This is a genomic window from Paenibacillus sp. CECT 9249 (assembly GCF_918697855.1).
Lineage (GTDB): Bacteria > Bacillota > Bacilli > Paenibacillales > Paenibacillaceae > MSJ-34.
In genome coordinates, this window is the sequence record NZ_CAKKLI010000077.1 from 1 (window position 1) to 12,813 (window position 12,813).

Sequence of the window (12,813 nt, forward strand, 5' to 3'; positions counted from 1 at the left end):
GGTGTGGTAGACTTCACCTAAAAGGTGCTCCTCTCTTTGGGTGTAGTGTTCTCGACAAACACCATTCTACCAAAGATTTGGGCACTTTTTTATGTTTTCAATGAACGGTACTTTCGAAATTTAGGTTCAATTTTCTTCTCCATCGTAATGGTGCTGCCGTACCGGTAATTTTGAATTAAAAAATAATCGTCCAGCAAGCTCATTTCTTCCTGCAGCGGAACCAACTTGCGAATATCTCTCGCAATGCTGCGCAGCAGCCGGGACAGGGAAGTCGTCATTTCGGCAATGCCGGCGGCGTTCTGAATGGTGGCCATCCATTTAATCGAGTTTAACGTGTTATACAGAAAATGCGGGTTGATCTGATTCTGCAGCATCCGGTATTCCAACTCCTGCTTCTGCTTCTCGTCCGCGACGCGGGAGTTCATCAGCGCCACAATGTCTTGGGACAGACGGTTGATGCCGCGCCCCACATCCCCGAGTTCATTATTCCATTCGATATTTCTGTCCACGAGAAAATTGCCTTGGGCGATCTTGTCGATCCGCTTTCTTAATTTCTCTACGGGCAGGCTGATGGTCCGCGTCAAATAGACGGTAATCATTCCGCTGGCGGCGATAACCAGCAGGCAGACGCCGAACATGAGCAGCAGCCATACGTTAAATTGCGGAGCGAACTGCTTCTCCGACAGCGTCTGCGTCAGCGCGACGCCTTGCCGCACCGGATAGGACACGGAAATCCACGTCCCGCCGTCCTTCGTCTCCATCAGCGATAAGGAGGTCATTTTACCGCTTGTTTCGACCTGCCTGTAAGGAGATGTTTTATAATCGACGGGAAAAGGTACGATTTTATCGCCGTTCATTTGATATTGACGTTCGCCGAGCGTAAGGATCAGGCTCGAGTCTTCCGGCAGGGCGTAGCCCTTCAGCTTGTCCGTAATGACCGTCGTATTGGCGAGCAAATATACGGTTCCGATCCGGTCGGCATTCGCGCCGTATATCGGCATGACAAACGGAATCGCGCTCGATCTGGATAGAGGATCCTGGATGACCCGTTCCCAAGTCTCCGTCGCATCCGCAGCCAGGCCGGGGAACTGATTCAGATTGTGAATCGTTAAAGGCAGCGAAACGCTGACCGAATTGTCCAATTGAATAAACTTATCTTTATGGTCGGTTACGATCAGGCGGCGGACATAGCTGTTGGACCGATTCACCCTGAAATCCTCTTGCATGGACGAAAATGCATGAAGCGCATCCATGGGCTTGGGATTCGGCGACAGAAAATAGTCGTTCAATTTGGCATTGGTTGAAGAATTCGTGCTGCAAGCCATCGCCAGAACGGATAGATTGAGCAGGTCCTGTTCGATAATATGGGCAATGAGCTGCAGATTGAATTCGGTGGCCTGTATCGTCGTTTTGCGCTGGAAATACGAAATGAGCTGATAGCTGAAAAACGACAACAGGGAGGCGAGCAGCACCGCGAATACGGTCATCATGATCATGATGCGGTTTTTAATGGCAGCCTTTCTTTTCGTCTCAATCACCTCTCCATGGATGATGAAGCGTTTTCAATACTAATACCATATCATGATTCTCCCGCGCATATATAGCGAGGACGGATAGAAACAACCGTTTTTACATGTTTTGATTAAAATTTTACAGCTTGAAGGTCCGGATTTGAAGAAAAAAATAGAAAAGTGAATGAACCGGGCGTAAAAATGTATCCCCTTACATTTTGAAATTCGTTAGGATAGATATAGTGATTCGGATGAATCGAATCCGGCTTGAAAAACAGGAGGACATTAGAAAGGGGTTTCAAAATGAGACGAAAAAGAATGTTTAGCTTAACCCTGGCGGCCGTGCTTTTGATCGGCTTGCTCGCCGGATGCTCCGGCAACGGCGGGAATAATGCCGAGCCACCGAAGGAACCCGCGTCGGAAAGCAACGCAAACGCTTCCAATGAAACGGGCAAAGACCCGGTTACGCTGAAATGGGCTTTATGGGATTGGGAAGCGACCGCTTATTATCAGCCGTTGATTGACGCCTATAAGAAGGATCATCCGGAAGTAACGATCGAATATGTAGACCTTGGTTCGACCGACTACATGACGATGCTGAGCACGCAGCTTTCCGGCGGAGCGGATTTGGATATTCTTACGATTAAAGACATTCCGGGCTATGCGAATTTAGTGAAGCAAAATCATCTGGAGCCGTTAAACGGCTTCATTAGCGCACAAGGCATCGATACATCCCTTTACGGCGGTACGGTGGAACAGATCCAAATGAACGATGAAGTGTATGCGCTGCCGTTCCGCAGCGACTTCTGGCTCGTTTATTACAATAAGGATTTATTCGACAAAGCCGGCGTTCCTTACCCGACCAACGATATGACGCTTGACCAATATGACGAACTGGCCCGGAAAATGACGTCCGGCAGCGGTTCGGAGAAAGTGTACGGGGCTCATTATCATACATGGCGCAGCGCGGTTCAATTGTTCGGCATTCTGGACGGCCAGCATACCGTCGTTGACGGCGAATACGAATTCCTGAAGCCGACCTACGAACGGATCCTGAAGCAGCAGGACGACGGCATTGTCATGGATTATGCAACATTGAAAACGTCCAGCACTCACTATTCCGGCGTGTTCTATAACAATTCCGTCGCCATGATGAACATGGGCAGCTGGTTTATCGCCACGCAGATCGAAAAAGTGAAAAGCGGCGAATCGCAAGCCGCAAACTGGGGAATCGTGAAATATCCTCATCCGGACGGCGTGGAAGCCGGCACGACGCTGGGCACCATTACTTCCTTGGCTGTCAACAAGAAATCCGCCAGCAAGGAAGCGGCTCTTGATTTCTTGAAATTCGTAACCGGCGAAGAGGGCGCTGCCGTCATTGCCTCCACCGGCACGATTCCGGCGATCAAAAACGATGAAGTGGTGAGCTCGATCGCCTCGATTGACGGCTTCCCGACCGACGAGAACAGCAAAGCCGCTCTCACGACGGCGAAGACTTATCTGGAAATGCCGCTCCATGAGAAGAGTGCAGACATTGAAGTGATCCTGAACGAAGCGCATGACAGCATTATGACGAAAAATGCGACCGTCGACGAAGGCTTGGCGGACATGAAAACGCGGGTTCAACTGATCTTGAACTAAGAAGACAAGAAGAAGGATGCTTCCAAGGGCGGGCGTGATGCCCGTCCTGTTCCTTTTAGTGAGAAGGTTTGGAGGAGACATGATGAACAACGAAACCGTATTGCGACAAAAAACCGGAAAGAATGGCGTTCTCTCCAAGAAGGTGAAGGATCATTTGGTAGCTTACAGCTTCATTGCTCCCAATTTTATCGGTTTTGCCGTCTTTACGCTGGTACCTATGGTTTTCGCTTTTATTCTCGCTTTCGTGAAATGGGACGGGGCGAACCCGATGCAGTTTTTGGGGATCGACAACTTTCTTCGCCTCATGAAAGACCCTACTTTTCATAAAGCTCTATGGAATACCATCGTATATACGATCGGCGTCGTTCCTTTCACGATGGCCTGCGCTTTGGCTCTGGCCGTATTGCTTAATCAACACATACTGGCGCGCAACTTTATGCGAACCGTTTTCTTTTTCCCGTACGTCGCTTCTCTGGTCGCAGTGGCAGCGGTATGGAATTTTATTTTCAGCCCGACGATGGGGCCGGTCAATAACATCCTGAATTGGATTACCGGGATTCCGATCGAACAGCTTCCCCGCTGGGCCGCGGATAAAGACTGGGCGATGTTTACGGTTGTGTTATTCACGGTATGGAAGAACATGGGCTATTATATGGTCATTTACTTGGCCGGCCTTCAGGGGGTAAATCCCGAATTGTATGAAGCCGCCGAATTGGACGGCGCAAACCGCTGGAAGAGATTCGTGAATGTGACGATTCCGCAGCTTGCGCCCACGACATTTTTTGTGCTGATGATCCTGATCATTAACTCGTTCAAGGTCTACGATATTTTTATCAACCTATTTGCCGGCGCCGACAACCAGCTAAACGACGCGACAAGAGTACTTGTCTATCAAATCTACAACACCGCATTCCGTTCTCTGGACTACGGCTATTCCAGTGCCATGGCGATTGTCTTATTCCTGCTCGTCCTGGGTATTACCGTGATCCAGTTCCGCTTTGAGAAGAAGTACGGACAATAGGAGGAGACTTAAGACTATGGCAGGATCGAAGAAAAAATTCAAGTTTGGCAAAGCGGTGGCCTATGTTGTGCTGCTTCTGGTTGTATTGGCGATGCTGATGCCCTATGCGTGGATGCTGTCCTCTTCGCTGAAGCTGAACAAGGACGTATTCGCCTTTCCGATGCAATGGATTCCCGAGCAACCGCGCTGGGAGAACTATATCGATATTTGGACGCGGATTCCGCTGGCCACGTTTATCTATAATACGGCCAAATTATCTGTGATCGTGACGCTGCTGCAGTTGCTTACGTCCAGCTTTGCGGCTTATGCATTTTCCAAACTGCAGTTCATGGGGAAACATGTGCTGTTTCTCGGGTATATCGCGACGATCGCCATTCCTTGGCAAGCTTACATGGTGCCGCAATTTATTATGATGCGTTCGATGGGACTCAACAATACCCATCTGGCGATCATCTTCCTGCAGGCATTCTCGGCTTTCGGCGTGTTCCTGATGCGCCAGTTCTACCAGAGCATCCCGGACGAGCTGTGCGAAGCGGCCCGCATCGACGGGTTAAGCGAGTACGGAATTTGGGCCAAAATTATGCTGCCGCTGTCGAAGCCGGCGCTGTCCACGCTGACGATTTTTACGTTCGTCTCGACGTGGAACGACTTTCTCGGGCCGATGATTTATTTGACGAAAACGGAACTGAAGACGATTCAAATCGGGCTCAGAATGTTCATCTCGCAATATTCTGCGGAATACGGGCTCATTATGGCGGCAAGCGTCATCTCGATCATTCCGGTGCTGATTGTGTTTCTCGGGCTGCAAAAGTACTTCGTCCAGGGGGTCGCTTCCTCCGGCATTAAAGGTTAACGGAAGGAGGAGACATATCCTATGAGCGATTTATTGTTGAAATACGACAGCCTCGCGGCCAATCCGTTGAAGAGCCGCGAGGACATGATCTCCGCGCTGGAACGGTTGCTTGATCCGCTCCCGCCTTATTACAGCCGAGGCGGAGCGCGCTTGGAGGTCGGAAAGAGCGGGGCAAGCTACCCGGCTGCCATTGCGGGGATGGAAGGCTTTTCCCGCGTGCTGTGGGGGCTCGTGCCCCTGATGGCCGGAGGAGGTTCCAGCCATTTGTGGGATATCGTGCTGGACGGCATTCGGCATGGCACCGATCCCGCGCATGAGGAATATTGGGGCGAGGTGGCCGATTACGACCAGAGATTGGTGGAGATGGCCGTCTTCGGCTTTGCCCTGGCGCTCATTCCCGAACGGATCTGGGAGCCGCTGAGCCCGGTCGAACGCGACAATCTGTACAACTGGTTGAACCAGATCAATGCGCATCCATGCTATGATTGCAACTGGCTGTTTTTCAATGTTTTGGTCAATGTCGGCTTTCGCCGGGCGGGACTGGACGATGACGCGGAGCAACTGGAGAACAATCTGAAGCGTATCGACGCTTTTTATTTGGAAGACGGCTGGTACAGCGACGGAATAGAAGGGCATTGCGACTATTATGTTCCGTTCGCCTTTCATTATTACGGACTGCTCTATTCCCGGATCATGAGCGAGGAGGACCCGGAACGTTCGCGCAAGTTCCAGAAGCGGGCGCAAGCTTTGGCCGCGGATTTCGTGGCCTGGTTCGCGCCGGACGGCTCTGCGCTGCCGTATGGGCGAAGCTTGACGTACCGTTTCTCCCAGTCTGCCTTCTGGGGCGCGATGGCCTATGCCGGGGTCGATTCCCCTTTGCCGGCCGGCGTGCTCAAAGGATTGGTGCTGCGCCATTTGCGCTGGTGGTTTCGCAAACCGATCTTCGATAACGGCGGTATTCTGACGATCGGCTATGCCTATCCGAATCTGGCGATGGCCGAAAATTACAATTCGCCCGGTTCGCCGTATTGGGCGCTCAAGGCGTTCTTGCCGCTGGCTTTGCCGGAGGACGATCCGTTCTGGGCTGCCGAGGAGCTGCCGCTGCCGGAGATGCCGGCCTTGATCGCGCAGAAGCCGGCCCATCTGGTGCTGGCGCGCGACGAAGCGTCCGGCCACGTGGTTGCGTTCAACAGCGGCCATCGCGGAACGAACGAGCACACGCATACCTCGGCCAAGTACGAGAAATTCGCGTACTCCACGGCCTTCGGCTTCAGCGTCCCGCGAGCGGAATGGGGGTTGTCCCAAGGCGCCTTCGACTCCATGCTCGCGCTGAGCGAAAGGGGAGACAACCTGTACCGGGTTAGACGCCGGAACATGGCAACGTCCATCCAAGACAATGTTCTGCATGCCGTGTGGAAGCCGTGGGCCGATGTCGAGGTGCGCACTTGGATCGTGGCCGGCCTTCCCTGGCATATCCGGATTCACCGGATCGAGACGGCCCGCCCGCTCGATGCCGCGGAAGGCGGGTTCGCGCTCGGGGTGGAGGGCGAGTTGCTTAAGGAGACCGGACCGGATATGGCAATCGCGGCGAACGGCTATGGAATCAGCGGCGTGCGCGGGCTTCTCGGGTATGAAGCGGCCGAACTGGTCTGGCCGAACGCCAATACGAACGTATTGCGCCCGCGCACGGTCATTCCTGCGCTTCGCGCTTCGCTGCAGCCGGGAGTCCGCTGGCTCGCGGCAGCCGTTGCCGGCGATCCTGCGCCTGCGGATTCGCTCGCCGCGCTTCCGGCCGAACGGCTGAACGTGACGATTGGCAAGCGCGATATCGCTATCGTCACCTGCCGGGGGGACGAGATGTTCATCGCCATGGATTAGCGTTGACGATTGGACTGCGGCCGAAGCGGATGGCCGGTTCGCGGCTTTTGGCCGTTTGGCGGAGTGGGCGCGATCTTTGCATGACTTGCGCGATAGGAGTAGGAGGCACACAGGCTTATGAAAGAGTCGAATGAGACGGTTTCTGGCCGTTTGACGGAATTGGTGCGCCGGCTGTCGCCGATCGGCCCGGATCTCTATTATCCGGACGGGAACGGAGCCGCGTTCTGGCGCGGCATGCGCGACAATGCAGCATATGCGTTGGACATTGAGGAAATGCGGTCGGAGGGCGAGCGTCTGCTCAATGCTCCGTCGCCGGATTTGCCCTATTCGCTGTTTTCCCTGTTTGCGGGACAAGGCTCCAGACTGGAATACGAGCGGGCGTATTTCGAAAAAAGACGGAGGCTCAACACGTTCGTTCTGTTGTCGTTATTGGAGCCGGAGTCGCAGGACTATGAATCGGCCATGCTGGATGCGGTTTGGTCGATTTGCAGCGAACTGACCTGGTGTTTGCCCGCCCATGTTCGGGCGGAACGGCCTCTTTCGGCGACGATCGACCTGTTCGCGGCGGAGACGGGCTTCGCGCTGGCGGAGATCCGCTTGCTGCTCGGTGAGCGGCTGCCCGGACTGTTGCGCACCCGAATCGCCGAACTGGTCGAGGAGCGATTGCTGCGGCCTTTTCTGGAGAAAGGGCCGCACGACTGGGAAGAAGCGGAGCATAATTGGTCGGCGGTCTGCGCCGGCTCGATCGGCTCCGCCGCTTTGCTGCTGCTGGGAGAAGAGCAAGACTGCGGCCGCCTGGCGCGGATTCTGGAGAAGACCGAGCGCAGTATGGGCTTTTACCTGCAAGGGTTCGGCGAGGATGGAGCCTGCCTGGAAGGGCTGGGGTACTGGAATTACGGGTTTGGCTATTTGGTCTATTACGCCGATCTGCTGCTTCGGCGCAGCCGGGGCAAGCTGAACTGGTTCCGCCTGGATAAAGTCCGGCGGATTGCCGCTTTCCAGCAGAAATGTTTCTTAGGCGGCAGCGCGGTCGTCAATTTCTCCGATGCGCTGCCTTATTCAAGCGTGCAGCTTGGGCTGTCGCGTTATCTCGCGGGCAGATTCGAGAACGTCCAGTCGCCGCCGCTTGCGCTGCGTGCGGATTTCCGCGACGATCATTGCAGCCGGTGGGCGCCGGCTTTGCGCAATTTGCTCTGGCGGGACCGCGCCGAACCTGCGGCGGATTGGGGAACGGGCGATGCGGTGCTGCAGGATGCCGGATGGCTCATTTCCCGCATCGCTTCCGAAGGCGGGACGTTTGGCTTTGTCGCGAAGGGCGGCCATAACGACGAGCCGCACAACCATAACGATCTCGGCCACTTTATCGTGGCCGGGGACGGGGCGTTTTTCCTGTGCGATCTCGGATGCGGCGAGTATACGAAGGATTACTTCGGCATAGGCCGCTATGCTTACGATTGCAACGGTTCCCAAGGGCATTCCGTTCCGATCGTGAACGGCTGTTTGCAGAGCGCAGGCCGGGATCGGGCGGCTATCGTGTTGGAGCAGTCGACAGACAGCGGTGGAGTTTGCCGGTTCGCCGTAGAGTTGTCCGGGGCTTACGACTGCGCCGATCTGCAAAGCTTGACACGGACCTGGATTTGGGACAAAACCGGGCTGCCCTGTCTATCGCTGCAAGACGATTTTCGTTTTAGGGCTGCGCCGGATCGTCTGACGGAGCGGTTTGTCGCCTTGATCAAGCCGGATTATGCCGGTCCTGGCCGGTTGCTGCTGCGCCGAGGCGGGCTGATGCTGGAACTGCATTATGATGATAGGCAATTGCGGTCCGAAGTATCGGCCCGGACGTACCGCGATCATTTCGGACAAGAACAAGTATGGTATACGCTGGATTTTCATGTGCTGCGGTCGGAATTGCAATTCGGCATACGATTTCTTTTCAAATTTGTTCAACTGTAAGAGAAGGGGAGGAACATGAGACAGATGGCGAAGGAACAGACATGGGTTAACGAGGCTTGGGCCAAATCGCTCGACAAGACGCTGCGCAATGCCGCAAGAATCGGGGCGGGCTTCCCGCATGCGAGTAAAGGCGGCGTCTACGAACTGGCTGAGCCGTCCTGGTGGACGGCCGGTTTCTGGCCGGGCATGTTATGGTTGCTGTATAACGAGAGCGGGAGGGAAGAGCTTAGGTCATTGGCGGAAGAATGCGAATCCAAGCTCGACAGCGTGCTCGACGCTTATGTGCGCCTTGATCACGACCTCGGCTTTATGTGGACGCTGACGAGCGTGGCTTCCTATAAGCTGACGGGCAGCGAGGTTTCGCGGGTGCGGGCGATGAAAGCCGCTAACTATCTCGCGGCTCGATTCAATTTGAAGGGACGCTACATCCGCGCATGGAATCCTTGGCGCGATGGAGAGCGGAACGAGGGCCAGGCGATCATCGATTGCTGCATGAATATGCCGCTGCTGTTCTGGGCTTCCCGTACGAGCGGTGATCCCCGGTACGCTCATATTGCGGAGGCGCATATGGAGACCGTCCTCCGATATTTTATCCGCGCGGACGGATCGGTGTACCATATCGTCAATTTCGATCCGGCAACCGGCGAAATGCTCGAAGGGATGGGCGGGCAAGGGTATGCGGCGGAATCGGCCTGGTCGCGCGGCACCGCCTGGGCGATCTACGGCTTGACGCTTGCCTATCGCCACACCGGCCAACTCGACTATTTGTCCGCTGCGCAGCGCGTGGCGAACTTCTTCCTGAGTCGTTTGCCGGAAGACAACGTGCCCGCCTGGGACTTCCGCGCCCCGGAGGAGCTGCGGAGCTTGCGCGACTCGTCCGCCGGCTCCTGCGCGGCCAGCGGCCTGCTGCTGCTGGCCGCGAAGAGCGAGGACGGGGACGCGGGCGTCTATCGGGCGGCGGGCGAGCGCATCCTGAAGTCGCTGTACGAGGCGTACGGCGCCTGGGATAACCCTGCGGAAGAGGGCCTGTTGCTGCACGGCACCAGCAACTACCCGCAGGGCACCAACATCGACGTTTCGCTCATCTACGGCGACTATTATTTTGTGGAAGGACTGGCGCGCCTTAAGGGCGGCGGGCCGTTCTATTGGGAATAACGGATTGTATTCTCGGGTTAACAAGTCACGGCGAGGCCGGAAACGGAAAATTAGCGGAGTGGACATTGCTAGATTTGCAATGGGCAATTTCCTAGCTAATTAGACGTCTCCGGCCTTTTGTCGAAATCCCCCTCGTTCAGAAAGCGGTAATTGCAAGCAATTACTTTTGCGGCCCTTTGTCGAAATCCCCTTCATTCAGAAAGCCGATAGCCCGTTTCCGCCTTTTGCCGAAATCCCTCTCTTTCAGGAAGCCGATTTTTCGTTCAGACTACGATCAAGAGTTGCTTAAAGTCCTATGCGATTACCGTCCCTCGGAAACGTCGGTTTTGGCGCAAATGGCCATTTTCACGATAATGTCCAATAAAACGTCCCTATTTGTCAATAGAGTTGTGATGTGGTGATATGAATTGGGTTGGCAACCATCCGATTCGTCCCTCTGCCCACTGAACGAGAGGGATACCGACAGAAGGGGGCATAAGCAGATACCAGTACAGGCAGACAACAGAATCGACTCTAGTGGGATACCCAGAAATGCTTGAGGGCGAATCTCGGGTCCGATCGCAGCTAAAAAAGAGGAGCAAACAATTTGCTAATCAATACCCGATATTATAAAATGACTCAAGTCATTTTATAATATTGATGTTCATTCGGAGGGGGTACATGCTTGCCGGATTTATGGAGCATCAACGACGCAAGCAACGCTTGGACCAACGGCCGTCCGTGGAAGAATGAGCCGATCTTGAGCATTTTTTGAGATTTACGCATTATGATTGATTTATCTTCCGGGGAAGGAGGCCGTACCTATGCGCTCCAAAATCTTATTGGTTGACGATGAGCAAGGGATCGTTGCGATGATGAAACATTATTTTGAAATGACGGGATACTTGGTTTATACAGCATATGACGGAAACGAAGCTCTGAAACAAGTAGCCCGCCAGCCGGATATTATTCTATTGGACATCAATATGCCGGAGATGGATGGGCTGACCGTCTGCCGGCGTATTCGGGAATATGTGGCTTGTCCTATCTTGTTTTTGACTGCCCGTGTGGAAAGCAGCGATAAAATTAACGGCTTTCGTTTCGGAGCGGACGACTATATCGTTAAGCCTTTCGATATGGAGGAGCTGGGGGCGCGGGTCGAAGCCCATCTGCGCCGGGAACGGAGGGGGCGCGGGGCTTCGGCCGTCCGTTTCTTCGGCGATCTGGCGATCGATTACGCCAAACGGACGGTTTCGGTCGGGCAACAAGACATTGCATTATCGAAGCGTGAATTTGAGATTGTGGAGTTGCTCTCCATGAACGACGGACAAGTGTATGACCGGGAACGGATATATGAAGCCGTATGGGGAATGAATGGGGACGGGAGCAGCGATACGATTATGGAGCATATTAGAAAAATTCGGGCAAAGCTGGCAACTTGCACGCCGCATAACTATATCGAAACGGTTTGGGGAGTGGGATATAAATGGCGAGGTTAAGGAACATGAGCCTGAAACAATGCTTTTTCTTCCTGACGCTTCTATGCCTGCTGGGGGCGTTCGTTTTGAGCGCCGCCGCTTTCTTCGGTTGTATCGCCCTCCGCTCCGCGATTGCCCCAGGCGGCGTGCTGCTGCTTGAAATAGGCGGCGATCTGCCTGCAACAGTCATTTCGTCGCCGACCCTCTCCGGGACGTCAGCCTTTTGGTCTGGCGTACTGAGTCTCTTGCAGTTTGTTTTACCGGTCGTGTTCGTCGTAGCCGCGCTTTTCCTTGCAAATGCCCTATTCTATCGTATCAAATTAAAACAACCTTTAGCGGCGCTGCAATCGGGCGCACAGAAAATGATCCGCAGCGATTTGGATTTTCATATAGAATGCAAATCCGGCGACGAACTAGGGCAGCTTTGCAACGCATTTGAAACGATGCGGCAGGAACTTCTGAGAAACAACAAGGAGCTTTGGCGGCAAGCCGAGGAACGCAAACGTCTGAACGCGGCGTTTTCCCACGATTTGCGAAACCCGATCACCGTTCTGAAAGGATATATACAAGTTTTCCGGATGGGGATCCGAACGGGACAGATGACTCCGCAAGATATGGAGGAACACTTGACGCGGATGGGCGAATACACCGAACGGATGGAAACCTATGTGGAAGCTATGGGCAGCGTTTCACGGCTGGAGGAAGTCCAATGCGATCGCAAGCCGGAGGATTGGGCGAAGCTGGAAACGGAAATTCGCGGCAATATCGGGCTGTTTGCATTAGGAAAGCCGTACTCGATTGAATTCGATTTTGGAGATTTTGACAAAACGGTATGGATAGATAAAACCATTCTATTTACCGTACTAGAGAATTTGGTAGGCAATGCCTGCCGTTATGCGAGCGGAAAAATCGGACTTTCGGCTTGGGTACAGGATGATCATCTTACGTTGCAGATTTCCGACGACGGTCCCGGTTTTCCCGATTCTATTTTGCAAAAAGGGCCGCGGCCGTTTCTCCGTAACAGCGACGAACAAGATAGCCGGCATTTTGGCATGGGGCTCTACATTAGCCGTCTGCTCTGCGAAAAGCATTACGGCTCCATGAAGATATTAAATCATGATGCCGGGGCACGGGTCCAAGTCGTTTTATTCATCTCGCGGCTTTGAGCGATTTTTGAGAATTGCTTGTTACACTCTTCTTACTTTGGAAGGAGAGTGTTTTTGTACGAAAATAAACTATTTAACATTAAAGCGCTAAAGTCCCTTGGACCGAAAAGGTTTCCTAAGCAACATTAATATCCATAAAGTTACAGTTATGCTGGGACTATCTCACGTAGCTCTACTT

General features: G+C 53.8%; 9 protein-coding genes. 8 read left to right on the forward strand and 1 reads right to left on the reverse strand.

The window, feature by feature from the left end; all coding sequences use genetic code 11:
- Window positions 1-89: 89 nt before the first annotated feature.
- Entirely contained in the window at window positions 90-1,538 is a 1,449-nt protein-coding gene (locus LQ229_RS26135) for a sensor histidine kinase (protein ID WP_230193335.1), read from the reverse strand.
- A 276-nt stretch (window positions 1,539-1,814) separates the two neighbouring features.
- On the opposite strand from LQ229_RS26135, the gene LQ229_RS26140 reads away from it, so the two are divergent.
- From LQ229_RS26140 to LQ229_RS26175, 8 genes are all read left to right on the forward strand, one after another.
- Window positions 1,815-3,152 carry a sugar ABC transporter substrate-binding protein gene (locus tag LQ229_RS26140; RefSeq protein ID WP_230193336.1) on the forward strand — a complete coding sequence of 446 codons (1,338 nt, stop codon included), beginning with the start codon at window positions 1,815-1,817 and terminating at the stop codon, window positions 3,150-3,152.
- Between the two features lie 82 nt (window positions 3,153-3,234).
- Window positions 3,235-4,173, forward strand: a complete 939-nt coding sequence (locus LQ229_RS26145) for a sugar ABC transporter permease (protein WP_230193337.1) — start codon at window positions 3,235-3,237, stop codon at window positions 4,171-4,173.
- A gap of 16 nt (window positions 4,174-4,189) precedes the next feature.
- Complete coding sequence (locus LQ229_RS26150) at window positions 4,190-5,026, forward strand: carbohydrate ABC transporter permease (protein WP_216541251.1); 837 nt, start codon at window positions 4,190-4,192, stop codon at window positions 5,024-5,026.
- Between the two features lie 21 nt (window positions 5,027-5,047).
- A complete protein-coding gene (locus LQ229_RS26155) occupies window positions 5,048-6,904 on the forward strand; it encodes a DUF2264 domain-containing protein (RefSeq protein ID WP_230193338.1) in 1,857 nt (618 codons plus the stop codon).
- A gap of 117 nt (window positions 6,905-7,021) precedes the next feature.
- Window positions 7,022-8,857: a hypothetical protein gene (locus LQ229_RS26160; RefSeq protein ID WP_230193339.1), complete on the forward strand. Its 1,836-nt coding sequence runs from the start codon at window positions 7,022-7,024 to the stop codon at window positions 8,855-8,857.
- A 24-nt stretch (window positions 8,858-8,881) separates the two neighbouring features.
- A complete protein-coding gene (locus tag LQ229_RS26165) occupies window positions 8,882-10,012 on the forward strand; it encodes a glycoside hydrolase family 88 protein (protein ID WP_230193341.1) in 1,131 nt (376 codons plus the stop codon).
- Window positions 10,013-10,815: 803 nt separating this feature from the next.
- Complete coding sequence (locus LQ229_RS26170) at window positions 10,816-11,490, forward strand: response regulator transcription factor (RefSeq protein ID WP_216541248.1); 675 nt, start codon at window positions 10,816-10,818, stop codon at window positions 11,488-11,490.
- Between the two features lie 5 nt (window positions 11,491-11,495).
- A complete protein-coding gene (locus LQ229_RS26175; RefSeq protein ID WP_230193340.1) occupies window positions 11,496-12,635 on the forward strand; it encodes a HAMP domain-containing sensor histidine kinase in 1,140 nt (379 codons plus the stop codon).
- The last annotated feature ends 178 nt before the right edge of the window (window positions 12,636-12,813 follow it).